The following is a 17,292-nucleotide window of genomic DNA, read 5'->3' on the forward strand; positions in this document are numbered from 1 at the left end:
TCGGGAGCCTGGTTGTCGATGGTGGACACGGGTGACCTCGCTGAAGTGAAAGAGGATTTGTGCACCGCTGAGGAAACGCGAATGGACCAGGCCACAGCAAGGGCCAATGACAAGCCGGTGGATCCTTTTGGTCCGCACGGGGCCTGCCGGGGGCATTCCCGGGGCCTGCCGTGGGCCTGCGCGGGGCCTTCCCCGGGCCTGCCCGGGGCTCAGGCGGCCCTTTCGACCAGGGCCGTGGGCGGCTCGTCGTCCATCTCGAAGGCCAGCGGGAAGGGGGCGTGGCCGGCCAGCCGGAACCAGCGGACCTTGCGGTGCTCACGGAGCCTGCGGGCGGCCCCGACGGCGTCGTTGTGGAAGCGGCGGGCCATCGGCACCCGGCGGACGGCCTCGGCCAGCTCTCGGGCCGCCTCCTCGCCGCCCGGGGCCTCGCGCACGGCCTCCACCTGTGCCGGCTCCTCGAAGACCGCCCGCAGCGCCTGGCTCAGCTCGCTCTCGGCCACCTCCCGCTGCTCCTCCTCCGCCTGCCGGGCCGCGTGCGCGGCCTCGTACAGCACGATCGAGGCGGCCGGATCCAGCACGCCCGAGGTCGCCAGTTCCTGCGCCACGGAAGCCCGCCGCAGCAGCTGGGCGTCGAGCGCGGCCCGGGCGGCGTCCATCCGCACGTGCAGCCGGTCCAGCCGCCCGGCCGTCCAGCTGAGGTACACGCCGATGACGAGGAGCGCGACAAGGAGCCAGATGAGGGTTGCGGTCACGGCCGAAGGCTATCGGCTGCCGGCACCCGCCCCCGGCGCCGGTCGGAACCGGAGCCCACGGCCGCCGGCACCCGCCGCGCCCGCCCGTCACGACCCGCCCCCGCCCGTCACGACCCGTTCCCGCCCGTCGCCGGTGCCCGGTGCCCGATGCCCCATGCCCGATGCCCCATGCCCGATGCCCGATGCCCGATGCCCGATGCCCGATGCCCGATGCCCGATGCCCGATGCCCGATGCCCGTCACAGGCCATACCGCACGCGCCGACGTCTCCGTCGCCGATCGCTCCCGACCGCTCCGGGCCGTACCCGGACCGGTCCCGAGCGGGCCTCGGGTCAGCCAGCGGTCAGTCCCGGGCCAGGCCGAAGCGGGCCCGTAGTCCCGTCGTCCGCTCGTCCGCGCCGACCGCCGCCGCGCCCGCCGTCACCGTCTCGTAGACGGACAGGATGTCCGCGCCGACCGTCGACCAGTCGAACCGCCGCACATGGGCGCTGCCGCGATCGCGCAGCTCGGTCCGGCGCGCCGGGTCCCCCAGCAGCCGCACGGCCGCCTCGGCCAGCGCGTCGGCGTCCTCGTTGGCGAAGGTCTCGCCGGCCTCGCCCTGGTCGAGGACCTGCACGAACGCGTCCAGGTCGGAGGCGAGCACGGGCGCGCCCGCCGACATCGCCTCGACCAGGATGATGCCGAAGCTCTCACCACCGGTGTTGGGCGCGACGTACAGGTCGACGCTGCGCAGGAAGCGGGCCTTGTCCTCGTCGCTGATCATTCCGAGGAACTCCACGCGCGAGCGCAGCTCGGCCGGCAGCCCCTCGACGGCCGCCTCCTCGTCACCGCGGCCCGCCACCAGCAGCCGCGTCTGCGGCCGGGCGGCCAGGATGCCCGGCAGGGCCTTCATCAGCACGGGCAGGCCCTTGCGGGGCTCGTCGATCCGGCCGATGAAGCCGATGGTGTCGCCCTGCCACTCCGGCTTCGGCTCGGCCTCGGCGAAGAAGTCCACGTCGACGCCGTTGGGGATGACCACCGCGTCCCCGCCGAGGTGCTCGACCAGGGTGCGGCGGGCGTACTCGCTGACCGCGATCCGCGCGCTGATCTTCTCCAGCGCGGCCTGGAGGATGGCGTAGGCGGCGATCATCGCGCGCGAGCGCGGGTTGGAGGTGTGGAAGGTCGCGACGATGGGCCCCTGCGCCGCCCAGCAGGTCAGCAGGCCCAGCGAGGGCGACGTCGGCTCGTGGATGTGGACCACGTCGAACTTGCCCTCGTGCAGCCAGCGCCGTACCCGCGCGGCCGACAGGAAGCCGAAGTTCAGCCGGGCCACCGAGCCGTTGTAGGGCACCGGGACCGCACGGCCGGCCGAGACGACGTACGGCGGCAGGGGCGTGTCGTCGTCGGCCGGGGCGAGGACGGACACCTCGTGACCGAGCCGGATGAAGTAGTCGGCGAGGTCACGGATGTGGAACTGGACGCCACCGGGCACGTCCCAGGAGTACGGGCAGACGATCCCGATTCTCACGAGGGTCCCTTCGCGGGGTCGAGGTCGGCGAGCCACAGACGCTGGAGCATGTGCCAGTCCTCCGGGTGCTCGGCGATCCCGGAGGCGAAGGCGTCGGCCAGCGACTGTGTCATGACGGACGTCTTCTCGGCCCGGGTACCTGACCCGGGTACCTCGATCGGGGGGTGGACCCGGCCCTTCATGACGGGCGAGTCGTCGTACCGGAGCGTGACGGGCAGCAGCAGCGCGCCCGTCTGCTGGGCCAGCAGGGCGGGCCCGGCCGGCATGCGGGCCGTCTCGCCGAAGAAGTCGACCTCGACGCCGGAGGCGGACAGGTCGCGGTCGGCGACCAGACAGACCAGGCCGCCGTCGCGCAGCCGGCGGGCCAGGGTGCCGAAGGCGGCGCCCCCGCTGTGCGGCAGGACCTCCATGCCGAGGCCCTCGCGGTAGGCGACGAAGCGGTCGTAGAGCGTCTCGGGCTTCAGCCGCTCGGCGACCGTCGTGAACGGCGTCTCCAGCTTGGTGGTGACCCAGGCGCCGGCCAGGTCCCAGTTGGCCAGGTGCGGCAGGGCGAGGATCACGCCCCGGCCGGAGGCGAGCCCGTCCGTCAAGTGGTGCAGGTCCTTGGGGTCGAAGCCCGTCTTCACGCGCTCGGCGCTCCAGGCCGGCAGCCGGAAGGACTCCATCCAGTAGCGCAGGTACGAGCGCATGCCCGCGCGGGACAGCTCGGCGAGCCGCTGCGGGGTCGCATCGGGCACCACGCGCGCGTAGTTGGCCTCCAGGCGCAGCACGCCCTTGCCGCGCCGTTTCCAGGCGAGGTCGGCGATGGTGCGGCCGAGGCGCACGGCGACGGGCTCGGGGAGCTTCCTGACCGTGCTCCAGCCGGCGCCGTACAGGGCGTCGGTCAGCCGGTCCGCCGCGCTCACTGCGCCGCCTCGCTCCCCTGGGCCGCGGCCGCGGCCTCGGCCTCCGCGGACTCGCGGCGCACGGTGACGACCCGCTGGATCAGCGTGACGAGGCTGCCCGCGGCGACGATCCACAGCGCGACCGGCAGCAGCCACTGGATCCCGGGCACACCGAACTTGTGCAGGCCCGCGAAACCGGCCGCGACCAGCGAGATCACCAGGCGTTCGGCGCGCTCGACGAGCCCGTTGACGGCGACCGGCAGCCCGATCGACTCGCCGCGCGCCTTGGTGTAGGACACCACCTGGCCGCTGGCCAGACAGAAGATCGACACCGCGCACAGCACGTTGTCGTTCCCGTGGCCCGCGTACCAGAGGGCGAAGCCGCCGAAGATCGCGCCGTCGGCGACCCGGTCCAGGGTGGAGTCCAGGAAGGCGCCCCAGCGGCTGGAGCGGCCGAGCTGGCGGGCCGTGTTGCCGTCGACCAGGTCGGAGAAGACGAACAGGGTGATCACGACCGTGCCCCAGAAGAACTCGCCCCTGGGGTAGAAGACCAGCGCGCCCGCGACCACTCCGGCGGTGCCGATGAGCGTGACCGTGTCGGGGCTCACGCCCCGGCGGATCAGAAACGTGGCGAACGGTGTGAGGACACGCGTGAAGAATGCACGCGCGTACTTGTTCAGCATGGCCTTCCCGACGGTCGGTGACGCCGCGGCCCTGCTGGCCGCCGGCTGGCCCATCGTAGCCACGCGCGCGTGCGAGTGACGGGCGGGCACCCGCAGCCGCGCCGGAACCCGGGGGCGCGCCGCCGTGTGCGGACGTGTGTGACGCGAACGGTGTGCGTACGCACCGCCCGTAGTCCTTCGTATGGACGCGGCGTGACGGGAGTGGAAAGCTCGAATAACCGCGGGCGTCGCCGGAGCCGCCACACCACGCGGGTCCCGCGTGTCCGCGCCCACAGTGACCTCACCGTGCACGGGAGGCAGGATCATGGGCGACAAGGCACAGTCACACCACCCCGGGGCCGCCGGCAGGGCTCTGGCGGCCGACCAACCCGCGTCCGTACGGAATGTGGTGCTGGTCGGCCACTCCGGCTCGGGGAAGACGACGCTGGTGGAGGCCCTCGCGCTGACCGCGGGGGCGGTCAACCGGGCGGGCCGCGTGGAGGACGGCGGCACGGTCTCCGACTACGACGACATCGAGCACCGGCAGCAGCGTTCGGTGCAGCTCTCCCTGGTGCCGGTCGAATGGAACGGCATCAAGGTCAATCTCCTGGACACCCCCGGCTACGCCGACTTCGTCGGTGAGCTGCGGGCGGGTCTGCGCGCCGCGGACGCGGCCCTCTTCGTCGTCTCGGCCTCGGACGGGGTCGACGGCTCCACCCGGATGGTGTGGGAGGAGTGCGCGGCCGTCGGCATGCCCCGCGCGATCGTGATCACGCACCTGGAGGCCGCACGCGCCGACTTCGAGGAGATGACCCGGACCTGCGCGGAGGCCTTCGGCGGCGACGACCCCGACGCCGTCCTGCCCCTCTACCTGCCGCTGCGCGGCCCCGAGGGTCCCGACGGCCACGCGCCCGTGACCGGGCTGGTGGGACTGCTGTCGCAGAAGCTGTTCGACTACTCGACCGGTGAGCGCAAGGAGTCCGAGCCCGGCGAGGACCAGCTGCCGGGCATCGAGGAGGCCCGCAACCGGCTCATCGAGGGGATCATCGCGGAGAGCGAGGACGAGACCCTCATGGACCGCTATCTGGGCGGCGAGCAGGTCGACGTCAAGACCCTCGTCGAGGACCTGGAGCGGGCCGTGGCGCGCGGTTCGTTCTTCCCGGTGCTGGCCGCCGCCCCGGCCGCCGAGGGCTCCCGGCAGGGCCTCGGCACGGTCGAGCTGCTGGAGCTGGTCACCGGCGGCTTCCCGACCCCGTTCGAGCACCCGCTGCCCGGGGTCGGCACGATCGACGGCAAGCGGCGCGAGCTGAAGCCGTGCGACACGGACGGCCCGCTGGTCGCCGAGGTCGTCAAGACCTCCTCCGACCCCTACGTCGGCCGTATCTCGCTGGTCCGTGTCTTCTCCGGCACCCTGCGGCCGGACCAGACGGTGCACGTCTCCGGGCACGGCCTCGCCGACCGCGGGCACGAGGACCACGACGTCGACGAGAAGATCGGCGCCCTGTCCATGCCGTTCGGCAAGCAGCAGCGCCCGGTGACCCACGCCGTCGCCGGCGACCTGGTGTGCGTGGCCAAGCTGGGCCGCGCCGAGACCGGCGACACCCTTTCCGCCAAGGACGACCCGCTCCTGATGGAGCCCTGGCAGATGCCCGACCCGCTGCTGCCGCTCGCCATCCACGCGCACAGCAAGGCCGACGAGGACAAGCTGTCCCAGGGGCTGTCCCGGCTGGTCGCGGAGGACCCGACGATGCGCCTGGAGCAGAACCAGGACACCCACCAGGTGGTCCTGTGGTGCCTGGGCGAGGCCCACGCCGACGTCGCCCTGGAGCGGCTGCGCAACCGCTACGGCGTACAGGTCGACGTCGTCCCGCACCGGGTCTCCCTGCGGGAGACGTTCGCGAACAAGGCGGCCGGGCGCGGCCGGCACGTCAAGCAGTCCGGCGGCCACGGCCAGTACGCCATCTGCGAGATCGAGGTGGAGCCGCTGCCGGGCGGCTCGGGCATCGAGTTCGTGGACAAGGTGGTCGGCGGCGCGGTGCCCCGCCAGTTCATCCCGTCCGTCGAGAAGGGCGTACGGGCCCAGGCGGCCAAGGGTGTCGCCGCCGGTTACCCGCTGGTGGACGTGCGGGTCACGCTGCTGGACGGCAAGGCGCACTCGGTGGACTCCTCCGACGCCGCCTTCCAGACCGCGGGCGCGCTCGCCCTGCGCGAGGCCGCGGCGGACGCGAAGATCCATCTGCTGGAGCCGGTCGCCGAGGTGACCGTGCTCGTCGGCGACGACTTCGTGGGCCCGGTGATGAGCGACCTGTCGAGCCGGCGCGGCCGGCTGCTCGGCACCGAACAGGTGGGCACCGGGCGGACGTTGATCCGTGCCGAGGTGCCCGAGTTCGAGATCGGCCGGTACACCGTCGACCTGCGCTCGCTCTCGCACGGCACGGCACGCTTCGACCGGAGCTACGCCCGGCACGAGCCGATGCCGCCGCAGATCGCCGAACGCATCCGCGAACAGGCGGGGGACGAAGGGTAGTACGCCGGCGCGTACCGGCGCACGGGCGGGCGGCTTCGGCCGTCCGCCCGCGGGCTGTCGGTGCCGGCGGATACGCTGATCACCTGATCACGTCGTGCCGTGACCGCCGGCACTCGTCCGGTATCGGCACGGCGGCCGGTTCAACAGGTGTGCGGGGCAGGGAAGTCGGGAAGGCCGCAGGAACGGCACCGGCGGCGATGGGGGCGGGAATGTCGTTTGGAACGGAGTGGGACGGGCCCCAGGTGCCCGTCTCGGGCGACGAGGGGCAGGCGGCGACCGCCGCGCTGGCCTCCGCGGCGTACCGGGACAGCCCGATCGAGGACATCAAGAAGGCCGACAACGAATGGCACCAGTCGACCGTCAAAGCCGGCCGCCTCAAACTGTTCCGGCCCAATCTCGGTGAGGCGTTCTCCCGCGCCCTGGTCGACCGGCTGCTCGCCCCAGGCCGCAAGCCGCTCATCCAGTCGTTCGGCTCCGAACCGCAGTTCGTGGTGGAACACGCCCTGGCCGCCAACAACATCCGCCGGGAGCGCGACAACCGCCTGACCGCCGTCACCGTCGTGTGCGGCGTGCTCTTCCTGCCCGGACTGCTGGTCTGGCTCCTCGTCTTCCAGCTGCGCACCTTCGTCGCGAGGCGCGACGACAAGCGGGCCGGGACGCTGGCCACCGCGCTCCTCCTGGGCGTCGGTGTGCTCGCCGCGCTGTTCCTGATCAAGATGCCGTTCTCCGGCTTCTGGGCCTGGTACGCCCGCGCCGCCGTCGTCCTTCCGGTGCTCGGCTGGTACTGGGCCAAGCAGATCTGCGAACGCAGCGCCAAGGACCTGCGGGCCCGCTGGGACGGCCTGCTCTCCGGCACCAGCGTCGGCGCCAAGGTCCCGGAGGCCGTGCCGCGCGGGCCCGGCCAGACCGCCGCCGAGGAGCTGCGCCAGTCACTGGCCCGGCTGAGCGCCGAACAGCAGTCCAACTCCGTCTTCTACGCCGGTCCCAAGGGCATACTCGGCATGGGCACCCGCTGGGGCGCCTGGCAGCTCGCCGAGGATCTGAAGCCCGCCGACGCCGGCCGGGAGATCCACCCCTTCCGCAGCTGGGACGTGGTACGCGCGATCCACGACCAGCTGACCCTCCTGGAGCGCGGCCCGCTCAACACCGGCGGCTTCCCCAAGCCGTCGATACGGCACTGGATCGTGACCCCGATCGGCGAGAAGGCCACGGCCGTGTCCCGGCCCGAGGGCACCGACGTCGAGGCGTTCCGGGTCAAGCCGCACGCCATACAGGACATCTGCAACAAGCAGCAGTTCGGCAGCGGCGACCGGCACTACCTGGGCGTGCAATGGACCCTCTGGGACGGGCAGCTGGTCATCACCATGCTGATCACCGTCACCGTGCTGCACGAGACGCTGCGCATCGAGGTCACCGGGCACGCTCTGGGTCCGGTGAACCCGCTGTTCACCTCGAAGCCGGAGGCGCCGACCAAGGAGGTCGCGAAGTCCTTCAAGCCGTGGGAGAACCGCACGATCAAGCTGCCGCTCGTCACCACCGACGAGGTCGTACGGCTCGCCGCCCGCGCCCCGCTGACCTGGTACCCGCCGCTGCTGAACTGGCTGGGCGGCTCGCTCGGCCTGCCCGAGCCGTTCGGCCTGCGCCACGCCTGGGCCGACCAGCCGTGGCGCCACCGCTTCATGGCCGACGACGCGCTGCGCGCGGCCACGCCGGTGCTGCGCGTGGTGCACTCGGCCGCGATCAGGGTGCTGGAGGAGAACGGCGTGGACACGGAGAAGTTCGGTGCACGCTCGGCGTTCCTCAGCGGCAACGTCCAGGATCCGATGCCGCGGAAGGCCGACCTCTACGACGCGTGAGCCTCCGGCGGTGCGGCCGAGGGGGGCTTCGGGGTTCGGGCGAGTGCCGGTGTGTGGTGGCTGCTGTTCCTGGGGACTGCCGCCCCCGGACCCCCGCTTCGGCCGTGGACGGACGGCCTCGTCCTCGAACGCCGGCCGGGCTTCTTCGTCCGCTGCCGGCCAAGCGCTCTTGATCGGCATTCGGCCAGGCGTTCCTAGGCCACTGCCGGCCAGGCGTCCGCCAGCATCTTGCGGGTGTCGGCCAGCAGCTGCGGCAGGACTCTCGTGTGGCCCACGACCGGCATGAAGTTCGTGTCGCCGCCCCAGCGCGGGACGATGTGCTGGTGCAGATGGGCGGCGATGCCGGCACCCGCGACCGAGCCCTGGTTCATGCCGATGTTGAAGCCGTGCGCGCCGGACGCGGTGCGCAGGGCCGTCATCGCCTGCTTGGTCAGCTCCGCCAGCTCGCTGGTCTCCGGCCCGGTCAGGTCGGTGTAGTCGGCCACATGCCGGTACGGCACGGTCATCAGATGGCCGCCGTTGTACGGGTACAGATTGAGAACGGCGTAGACGTGCTCACCACGCCGGACGATCAGCCCGTCCTCGTCGGACTTGGCCGGAATCGAGCAGAAGGGGCAGCCGTCGTCGGCCCCCGGACCGGTCGGCTTGTTCTCGCCCTGGATGTAGGCCATCCGGTGGGGCGTCCACAGACGCTGGAACGCGTCCTGGGTCCCCACTCCGATCTGCTGCTCCGGCTCACTCGTCATGCTACGCAGCATATGGCGTCACCCTTGCCCGGCGTGTCGCCGGGGCGGTCCCGGGGCACTCTCCGGCCAAGCTTGGCCGGTGGACGACGACAGCCGCACGGCTCGCTGGGGTCAGGACACCGAGATCCCCCTCTTCGTCGCGGCCCTGGTCTTCCTGGCCGCCTACGCGACCCGGGTCCTGGCCACGGGTCTGCCCGCCTATTGGCGGGACCTGTGCTGGTTCGTCATGCTCGCCCTGTGGCTGGTGTTCGTCGTGGACTACGCGGTGCGGTGGCGGCTCAGCGGGCAGGGCCTGCGGTTCGTGGCCGGCCATCTGCTGCTCACCCTGGTGGTCGTCCTGCCGCTGCTGCGTCCGCTGCGGATCGTCCCGCTGTACGACGAGGTGCAGCGCGGGCGCGGGCAGCCGCGGATCTCGCTGTACGCGCGGGTGATCTCCTACGCGGGCCTGTCCACCATGATCCTGGGCTTCTCCGGCGCCCTCACGGTGTACCAGGCGGAACGCGGGGCGCCCGGCACCACCATGCACACGTTCGGCGACGCCGTGTGGTGGGCCGCCTCGACCCTCAGCACGGTCGGCTACGGCGACGTCGTGCCGGTGACCCGCCTCGGCCGGGCGATCGCGATCGTGATGATGGCCTGCGGTCTCGCGCTGCTCGGCGCGGTGACGGGTTCCTTCTCCGGCTGGCTGATGCGGACCTTCACACGGGAGAGCGACGAAGGGCCCCCGGGACGCTGAGCATCCCGGGGGCCCTCTGACGGGGCGGGCGCCGGATCAGACCTGCGCCCGCTCCTCCACGACCTTCGCGATCTTGGCGATGGCCTCGTCGAACGGGATGCCGTTCTCCTGCGAGCCGTCGCGGTAGCGGAAGGACACCGAGCCGTTCGACATGTCCTCGTCGCCGGCGATGACCATGAACGGCACCTTCTGCTTCTGCGCGTTCCGGATCTTCTTCTGCATGCGGTCCGAGGAGGAGTCCACCTCGACGCGCAGGCCCTTCTTCTTGGCCGCGGTCGCGAACTTCTCCAGGTACTCCACGTGCGCGTCCCCGATCGGGATGCCGATCGCCTGGACCGGGGCAAGCCACGCCGGGAAGGCGCCCGCGTAGTGCTCCAGCAGGACGGCGAAGAACCGCTCGATGGAGCCGAACAGCGCGCGGTGGATCATGACCGGGCGCTGCTTGGAGCCGTCCGGGCCGGTGTACTCCAGGTTGAAGCGCTCGGGCAGGTTGAAGTCGAGCTGGATGGTCGACATCTGCCAGGTCCGGCCGATCGCGTCCTTGGCCTGGACGGAGATCTTCGGGCCGTAGAAGGCGGCGCCGCCCGGGTCCGGGACCAGGGGCAGGCCCTGCTTCTCGGCGACCTGGCGCAGGGTCTCGGTCGCCTCCTCCCAGACCTCGTCGGAGCCGACGAACTTCTCCGGGTCCTTGGTGGACAGCTCCAGGTAGAAGTCGGTCAGGCCGTAGTCGCGCAGCAGGCCGAGGACGAAGGTGAGCGTCTTGTCCAGCTCCTCGGACATCTGCTCACGGGTGCAGTAGATGTGCGCGTCGTCCTGCGTGAAGCCCCGGGCGCGGGTCAGGCCGTGCACGACGCCCGACTTCTCGTACCGGTACACGGTCCCGAACTCGAACAGGCGCAGCGGCAGTTCACGGTACGACCGGCCGCGCGCGTCGAAGATCAGGTTGTGCATGGGGCAGTTCATGGGCTTGAGGTAGTAGTCCACGCCCTCGTCGAGCTGCATGGGCGGGTACATGCCCTCGGCGTACCAGTCCAGGTGCCCGGACGTCTCGAAGAGCTTCCCCTTCGTCGCGTGCGGGGTGTAGACGAACTCGTAGCCCTCCTCCTCGTGGCGGCGCCGCGAGTAGTCCTCCATCACCCGGCGGACGATGCCGCCCTTCGGGTGGAAGACGGCGAGGCCGGAACCGATCTGCTCGGGGATGGAGAAGAGGTCCAGCTCGTTGCCGAGCTTGCGGTGGTCGCGCTTCTCGGCCTCGGCGAGGAAGTCCAGGTACGCCTTCAGCTCGTCCTTGGACGGCCAGGCGGTGCCGTAGATGCGCTGGAGCATCGGGTTCTTCTCGCTGCCGCGCCAGTAGGCGGCCGCGTTGCGCATCAGCTTGAACGCCGGGATGAGCCGGGTCGAGGGCAGGTGCGGACCGCGGCAGAGGTCCTTCCAGCACAGGTCGCCGGTCTTGGCGTCCAGGTTGTCGTAGATCGTCAGCTCGCCGGCGCCGACCTCGACGTCCGCGCCGTCGTCGTGCGACGCGGAGCCCTTGAGGCCGATCAGCTCCAGCTTGTACGGCTCGTCCGCCAGCTCCTCGCGGGCCGCCTCGTCGGTGACCACGCGGCGGGCGAACTTCTGCCCGCGCTTCTGGATCTCCTGCATCTTCTTCTCGATGGCCTTGAGATCCTCGGGCGTGAACGGCTTCTCGACGTCGAAGTCGTAGTAGAAGCCGTCCTTGACGGGCGGGCCGATGCCCAGCTTGGCCTCGGGGAACAGCTCCTGCACGGCCTGCGCCATGACGTGCGCGGTGGAGTGGCGCAGGATGTTCAGGCCGTCCTCGGACGAGATCTCGACACCCTCGACCTCGTCGCCGTCGGACAGCTCGTACGCCAGGTCCCTCAGCTCGCCGGCCACGCGTGCGGCGATGATCGAGCGCTCGCCCGCGAAGAGGTCGGCGGCCGTAGTGCCCGTCGTCACCACGCGTTCTTCCCGCTCGGAATCGCGTTGGATGATCACACGGACGTCTGACACCGGTCTCTCCTGACTGAAGGTGGGGTGCGGCGCCATACCAGGAGCGCGCGCACAGGCGATCGTACCGACCCGACGGCACCGACCGCGAAACGGTCACTCTCGGTCCTCGTCCCCGTACCCTCCCGGCTCACCGTCGCCGCACGCCTCCTCGAAGAAGTCCAGGTTCTCCTGGAGCGCCTTCATCAGCCGGTCCCGCTCGGCCTCGTCGACCTGGACGGGTACGACCCCGGAGGCGCCGGTGAGCCGGCGGAATCCGCCCCGGCGCTCCAGCCGGCCCTGGACGCGGACGGGCAGGCCGACGAGGTGGGCGTGGCCGGCGATGCGGTAGTCCTCCTCGTCGAGGGTGACGCGGAGGTGCGGCACGTCGGCCCCGCCCAGGACACGCAGGCGCACGGTGCCCTCGCCGCCGGGTCCGGAGCGGCGCATGCGGACGACGGCGCCGGTGACGCGGACGGGGACGGAGGGTTCGGTGCTCACGTAGCGGGCGGCGGCCTCGCGGAGCACGGGCAGGTCACCCGGGGAGAACTCGACGGGTTCGGCAAAGGGGGCGCAGCCTGCGGGGACGCCGGCGCCGGGGGCCCAGGCGACGGCGACACGGGCGCCCTCGGTGCCGCGTACGAGCATGCCGAGCGCCTCGGTCAGCTCACGGCTGACACCGGCTTCGACGGCGCCGTCGAAGGCGTCCATGCCGCCGGTGGCCCGCCGGTAGTCGATGGCCTCGCGGGCGGCGTGGAGGGCCTGGTGGAGGCGGACGGCGAGGGCGCGGCCGGTGGGCACGGGCGCGAAAGCGGTGAGGGTGCGGCCCCCGGCGGCGGGGCCGACGAGGACGTCCTCCAGGAGTGCGGCGGCGGGGCGGCGGTGACGGGCGCCGTAGTAGCCGGCCCGCGCGCGTGTGGCGAGCGCGGCGGCGAGCAGCATCTGGCGGGCGGCGGCGCGCAGCTGGTCGTCGGCCATCCAGGGGGCGGCGCCGGCGGGCCCGCTCGGGGTGTCGCGCCACCAGCGGATCTCGTCGCTGGGCACGGCGAGGGAGATGAGCACCTCGCGCGCGGAGGCGGTGTCGCTGCGGGCCAGGGCGTCGAGGGCCTCGCCGAGCAGGTCGTCGCTGTCGGGGAAGGCGCGGCTCTCGGGGACGAGCAGGCTGGTTCCGCCGGCGCCGGGGCCGGGCGGGGTCCAGCGGCCGTACCGCCCGGCCGGTCCCCCGCGCCGCTGCCAGCCGTGCCGGCGCAGCAGGGCGCCGAGCACGGCGGGATCGATCTCGGCGGGCTCCGGGGTCCGGTTCCAGGACAGGTCGTCGGGGTGCGGCCGGATCTGCCGTACCGGTTCGCCGTGGGGACGGTTCCTCATGGCCTGCCTCCCGTCCCGACCCGCGTCATGATCTCGCACAGGGCCCGGTCGTCGAAGATGCGTGAGGTCGGTATCCGCACGGTGGTCCGGTGCCGGCCGGTCACGGGGTGGCCGGCGAGGTCGACCCAGTAGCAGCAGTGCCTGAGGTCGAGCCGGTCGTGGCCGGCACGCAGCCAGTCGCCCTGGGAGCGCGGCACGAGCATGACGACCAGGATCTTGTGCACCGAGACGGGTGTGCGGGCGAGTTTGCGCAGGTGCTCGTTGTCGAGGGTGAAGGAGAAGAAGCGGCCCGGGGGGTTGGGCGGGACCTGGTAGGTGGCCTTCAGCTGCACCTTGATGGTGACTTCGTCGTCGATGGTGTGTCCGGGCGCGCTGTGGCTGACGTGCCAGTCGATGCCGTTGTCCGGAAAGGGCTGGGACAGCGAGCAGCCGGCCGCGGCGGCGACCGCGTGCAGATAGCCGACCTGCAGTGTCTCCATGCAGGCGGTGGTGGCGAGCGTGCCGCGGAGGGTGCCCGGACGATCGGGCAGCAGCCCGCCCCGCTCGGGCTGCGCTAGGGCCATGACCAACAGCCTTCCAAGCCAGGGGTTTCCCCGCTGCGGGCCGCTGAACTGCAAAGACCCGTACTCCTGTTGTCTCCTTGCGGCGTACGGCGCAAACGGCCCGGGTATCACCAAACAGGCAGAAGACGGAACGTCACCTGCCATGGGTGAACGAGGAGTTGGATTGGGATGACGACCTGGTACGAGGGGCCGCTGGCCGCCTTCGACACGGAGACGACGGGCGTGGACGTCGAGACCGACCGGATCGTGTCGGCCGCCGTCGTCGTCCAGGATGCGCCGGGGACCCGTCCCCGGGTCACGCGCTGGCTGGTGAACCCGGGCGTGCCGGTGCCGGAGGCGGCGACGGCGGTGCACGGGCTGACGGAGGAGCACCTCCAGCACAACGGGCGCTGGCCGGCCCCGGTGATGTACGAGATAGCCGAGCAGCTGGCCGAGCACGCGGCGCTGGCGCGCCCGCTGGTGGTGATGAACGCGCCGTTCGATCTGACGCTGCTGGACCGGGAGTTGCGCCGGCACCGGGCGTCCTCGCTGGACCGCTGGTTCGAGTCGGTGCCGCTGCGGGTGCTGGACCCGCGCGTGCTGGACAAGCATCTGGACCGGTACCGCAAGGGCCGCCGCACGCTGACCGACCTGTGCGCGCACTACGGGGTGACGCTGGACGGCGCGCATGACGCGGCGGCGGACGCGCTGGCCGCCCTGGATGTCGTACGGGCGGTGGGGCGCCGTTTCGCGACCCGGCTGGAGCGCCTGTCCCCCGCCGAACTGCACACGCTCCAGACGAACTGGCACGCGGCGCAGGCGCGCGGTCTACAGGCGTGGTTCGCGCGCAGCGGTTCGGAGGAGACGGTCAGCACGGACTGGCCCCTGCGCCCGGAGCTGCCGGCCGCGGCCTGAACCGGCACCGTACGCAGAAGGCCGGCCCGCTGCTGCGGACCGGCCTTTCCCGGTGGGCGATACTGGGTTCGAACCAGTGACCTCTTCGGTGTGAACGAAGCGCTCTCCCACTGAGCTAATCGCCCGGGAACGCACTGAACCATACAGGTCCGGGCGCCCTTCGTTCAAACCGCTTGCAGGTGGCGCAGCAGTCCGCGGCGCCCGGCCCGCATCATCAGGCGGTGATTGAGGCGGAAGAGGGGCCGCCCCGGTACGGCGAGCAGCCTGAGCAGCGGCTTGCGCACGCGGACCTCCTGGTCGTACCGGGCGAGTGTGCCGGGGCCGCCGGGGGCGACGGTCCAGCGGGCCCAGCCGTCGATGTCGCCGGACAGGGTGACCTCCAGGACGCCGGCCGCCGGGTCCCGGCGAGTCTCCCGCACGGTGGACGTGAGGCCGTAGGGCAGCACGGATCTGATGGTGATCACGCCGGCCTCCGCGTCCAGCCGGGTCACCGACCGCACCTGTGGCCACCACCCGGGGTAGTCCTCGGCCCGTTCCAGTGCCGCGTACACCGCGGCGGGCGGGGCGGGCAGACGCCACAGGGTGCGGAAGCGGTAGTGGTTCCAGTCCATGGGCCGAGTGTGACGCGGGCCGGCGCACGGGTCCGGGTAGGCAAATGCGCCTGATCGTGACCCGGGACACACTCCGGGCGCGAGCGCCGTCGCCCGGGCGACGGCGCTCCCCCGTTCCGGCCGGGCCGGCGTCACGCGCTGTGGCCCGCCGCCCGCCTCCCGGAAGAGCTTCTCGTCGATCACCAGGGCCGTGGCGCCGGAGCCGACGGGGATTCCGAGCCGCCCGCCGTCGGCCTCGCCGTCCTTCGCGACGCCCCCCGTGGAACTGATCCAGGATCAGATTTCCGGCCCGAACCCAGGAGCCGAGGCCCAGGAGAATTCCCCGCTTGTCGTACTTGCGAAGGAATGTGACGGCGTTTTGGAAAACTCCGGGGGATTTCCGCGGGCGGTCCGCTCCTGCGACTCCTCCCGGAAGCTTCCATATGTCGGGAAGTCGGTTTTGCCCTTGATCTTCGGATACTTCTTCTCGATGAGTGCGATGGTCTGGCTGATCCCCTTGACCCGCCCTTCGGCACCCCGCCACGGATAACGGATCGTCACCGTCCGGCTCCCGGAACCGCCGCCGATGTATGAATCGTTTCAAGCAAGTGCTTCGAGCCCAGGGTGCGGAGGGGTCCGAGGGGCATCGCGCAACGGCCGGGATCGAGCGGTCGGGCACCGCCACGCCCGGGCGCGGCACCGACGGTCGTGCACTCACCGCCACCGGCCGCCGCATCCGGCACCACCGACCGTCACGCACCGGCCTGCCGACCAGCGGGGTACCGGCACCGGTCGGCGCTGTGTGCCCGTTGCCGGCGGTCGCTTCGATCCGGCCGGGGGCAGGGTGCGGGAACGCCGACGGCCCACCTGCTGGTCGCAGGTGGGCCGTCGGTCCGGGTGGGCGATACTGGGTTCGAACCAGTGACCTCTTCGGTGTGAACGAAGCGCTCTCCCACTGAGCTAATCGCCCGGGCGCAGGAAGAACATTACCCCATGTCAGGGGGTGCCTCCGACCACGGGCGGGACGGCGCACGCCACCCGCCCGCCGGCGCCGTCACTGATCCTTGATCTTCCAGGGCATGACGATGCCGAACTTCCACAGGTAGATCCCGGCGAGCACACCGATGATCACCAGCCCGATCGCGGTCAGGGTGATGTTGCGGCGGCGCACCCTGGGGTCGAGGGCCCGCTGGGCCGCCTCGGTGACCTTGCGTTTGGTCCAGCGGAGCACGAGCTGGGCCCAGACGAACTCGGTCGCCCAGATCGCCATGCCACCGAAGATCACCACCCAGCCGGGGCCGGGCAGCGGCAGCATGACGATGCCGGCGGCGACTACCGCGAGGCCGACCACGAACACGCCGACCTGCCAGCTCAGGTGCAGCAGCCGGCGGGCCTTGATGAACTCCGGCGCCCGTGAGCCGAGCCCCCGCTCGGCCTCCTGTCCGGCCTCGGGCCGGTCCGTCCGCGCCTTGTCTCCTGCCACGGCAACCTCGCCCGGCTCGTCACTCCCCGTATTCATACAGACAAACCCTACCCGAGTGAATCCAGTCACCGTAATGGTCGTAGATCCGGTACGAGTTCTCGGCCGGAAGAGTTACGTAAACACACGCAAAACCCTCAGAGGGGTTTACAACGGCACCGTAGGTGGCATGTCGATTTCGCCGACGTGCGAATCCCCGAGCGCACACTGAGCGAAAGGCCCTGGCGCTTATGAACACCACGGTCAGCTGCGAGCTGCACCTGCGCCTCGTTGTGTCGAGCGAGTCCTCCCTGCCTGTCCCCGCAGGCCTGCGGTACGACACGGCCGACCCCTACGCCGTGCACGCCACCTTCCACACCGGAGCCGAGGAGACCGTCGAGTGGGTGTTCGCCCGCGACCTCCTCGCCGAGGGGCTTCACCGGCCCACCGGCACCGGCGACGTCCGCGTCTGGCCATCGCGCAGTCATGGTCAGGGCGTCGTGTGCATCGCCCTCAGCTCTCCGGAGGGGGAGGCGCTGCTCGAGGCCCCGGCGCGGGCCCTGGAGTCCTTCCTGAAGCGAACCGACGCCGCCGTGCCGCCCGGCACGGAACACCGGCACTTCGACCTGGATCAGGAGCTCTCGCACATCCTGGCGGAGAGCTAGGTCGCCGCCCTCCCAAGCAGCCCGGCGCCGTCCACTCGGGGAGACGGCTCGGGCCAAGACAACCGCATACGGCATGGGCCGACGCCGTCACCGTG

General features: G+C 71.6%; 16 protein-coding genes and 2 tRNA genes. 5 read left to right on the top strand and 13 right to left on the bottom strand.

Annotation, left to right across the window (positions count from 1 at the left end; all coding sequences use genetic code 11):
- Positions 1–209: 209 nt before the first annotated feature.
- From JK361_RS23195 to pgsA, 4 genes are all read right to left on the bottom strand, one after another.
- The gene (locus tag JK361_RS23195) at positions 210–752 is read right to left on the bottom strand and encodes a LemA family protein (RefSeq protein ID WP_201821386.1); all 543 of its coding nucleotides are present in this window, start codon (positions 750–752) and stop codon (positions 210–212) included.
- A 342-nt stretch (positions 753–1,094) separates the two neighbouring features.
- Entirely contained in the window at positions 1,095–2,258 is a 1,164-nt protein-coding gene (locus JK361_RS23200; protein ID WP_201821388.1) for a glycosyltransferase family 4 protein, read from the bottom strand.
- Positions 2,255–3,163 (bottom strand): phosphatidylinositol mannoside acyltransferase, encoded by a 909-nt coding sequence (locus JK361_RS23205; protein ID WP_201821389.1) that lies wholly within the window; start codon positions 3,161–3,163, stop codon positions 2,255–2,257. The genes JK361_RS23200 and JK361_RS23205 overlap by 4 nt, the downstream gene beginning before the upstream one ends.
- Positions 3,160–3,879: a phosphatidylinositol phosphate synthase gene (gene pgsA / locus JK361_RS23210; RefSeq protein ID WP_201821816.1), complete on the bottom strand. Its 720-nt coding sequence runs from the start codon at positions 3,877–3,879 to the stop codon at positions 3,160–3,162. The genes JK361_RS23205 and pgsA overlap by 4 nt, the downstream gene beginning before the upstream one ends.
- Before the next feature lie 250 nt (positions 3,880–4,129).
- Here pgsA and JK361_RS23215 point away from each other — a divergent pair, with 250 nt between their 5' ends.
- A complete protein-coding gene (locus JK361_RS23215) occupies positions 4,130–6,331 on the top strand; it encodes an elongation factor G-like protein EF-G2 (protein ID WP_201821391.1) in 2,202 nt (733 codons plus the stop codon).
- 209 nt (positions 6,332–6,540) lie between these two features.
- Positions 6,541–8,187, top strand: a complete 1,647-nt coding sequence (locus JK361_RS23220) for an AbeC-like domain-containing protein (protein WP_201821393.1) — start codon at positions 6,541–6,543, stop codon at positions 8,185–8,187.
- 194 nt (positions 8,188–8,381) lie between these two features.
- On the opposite strand, the gene JK361_RS23225 is transcribed toward JK361_RS23220, so the two are convergent.
- Entirely contained in the window at positions 8,382–8,945 is a 564-nt protein-coding gene (locus JK361_RS23225) for an HIT family protein (protein WP_201821395.1), read from the bottom strand.
- A gap of 67 nt (positions 8,946–9,012) precedes the next feature.
- Here JK361_RS23225 and JK361_RS23230 point away from each other — a divergent pair, with 67 nt between their 5' ends.
- Positions 9,013–9,669, top strand: coding sequence for a potassium channel family protein (locus JK361_RS23230; RefSeq protein WP_201821397.1), 657 nt, complete (start codon positions 9,013–9,015; stop codon positions 9,667–9,669).
- 36 nt (positions 9,670–9,705) lie between these two features.
- Here the strand turns inward: JK361_RS23230 and thrS are convergent, their stop codons facing one another.
- The 3 genes from thrS to JK361_RS23245 form a co-directional block, all read right to left on the bottom strand.
- Positions 9,706–11,682: a threonine--tRNA ligase gene (gene thrS / locus JK361_RS23235; RefSeq protein ID WP_201821400.1), complete on the bottom strand. Its 1,977-nt coding sequence runs from the start codon at positions 11,680–11,682 to the stop codon at positions 9,706–9,708.
- Between the two features lie 93 nt (positions 11,683–11,775).
- Positions 11,776–13,026, bottom strand: a complete 1,251-nt coding sequence (locus JK361_RS23240; RefSeq protein ID WP_201821402.1) for a hypothetical protein — start codon at positions 13,024–13,026, stop codon at positions 11,776–11,778.
- The gene (locus JK361_RS23245; protein WP_201821404.1) at positions 13,023–13,589 is read right to left on the bottom strand and encodes a DUF4365 domain-containing protein; all 567 of its coding nucleotides are present in this window, start codon (positions 13,587–13,589) and stop codon (positions 13,023–13,025) included. Before JK361_RS23245 ends, JK361_RS23240 begins: the two co-directional genes overlap by 4 nt.
- A gap of 168 nt (positions 13,590–13,757) precedes the next feature.
- Between JK361_RS23245 and JK361_RS23250 the strand changes: the two genes are divergently transcribed.
- Positions 13,758–14,483: a 3'-5' exonuclease gene (locus JK361_RS23250; RefSeq protein WP_201821406.1), complete on the top strand. Its 726-nt coding sequence runs from the start codon at positions 13,758–13,760 to the stop codon at positions 14,481–14,483.
- A 53-nt stretch (positions 14,484–14,536) separates the two neighbouring features.
- Here JK361_RS23250 and JK361_RS23255 read toward each other — a convergent pair.
- From JK361_RS23255 to JK361_RS23275, 5 genes are all read right to left on the bottom strand, one after another.
- A tRNA-Val gene (locus JK361_RS23255) sits at positions 14,537–14,608 on the bottom strand.
- 39 nt (positions 14,609–14,647) lie between these two features.
- On the bottom strand, positions 14,648–15,094 hold the full coding sequence (locus JK361_RS23260) for an SRPBCC family protein (RefSeq protein WP_201821408.1): 447 nt from the start codon (positions 15,092–15,094) through the stop codon (positions 14,648–14,650).
- Between the two features lie 276 nt (positions 15,095–15,370).
- The gene (locus JK361_RS23265; protein ID WP_201821410.1) at positions 15,371–15,634 is read right to left on the bottom strand and encodes a hypothetical protein; all 264 of its coding nucleotides are present in this window, start codon (positions 15,632–15,634) and stop codon (positions 15,371–15,373) included.
- 337 nt (positions 15,635–15,971) lie between these two features.
- A tRNA-Val gene (locus JK361_RS23270) sits at positions 15,972–16,043 on the bottom strand.
- Positions 16,044–16,127: 84 nt separating this feature from the next.
- A complete protein-coding gene (locus tag JK361_RS23275; RefSeq protein ID WP_201821412.1) occupies positions 16,128–16,592 on the bottom strand; it encodes a TIGR02611 family protein in 465 nt (154 codons plus the stop codon).
- A gap of 191 nt (positions 16,593–16,783) precedes the next feature.
- On the opposite strand from JK361_RS23275, the gene JK361_RS23280 reads away from it, so the two are divergent.
- Positions 16,784–17,197 carry an SsgA family sporulation/cell division regulator gene (locus tag JK361_RS23280; protein WP_004002642.1) on the top strand — a complete coding sequence of 138 codons (414 nt, stop codon included), beginning with the start codon at positions 16,784–16,786 and terminating at the stop codon, positions 17,195–17,197.
- Positions 17,198–17,292 lie beyond the last annotated feature (95 nt).

Source organism: Streptomyces musisoli, assembly GCF_016741855.1.
Taxonomy (GTDB): domain Bacteria; phylum Actinomycetota; class Actinomycetes; order Streptomycetales; family Streptomycetaceae; genus Streptomyces; species Streptomyces musisoli.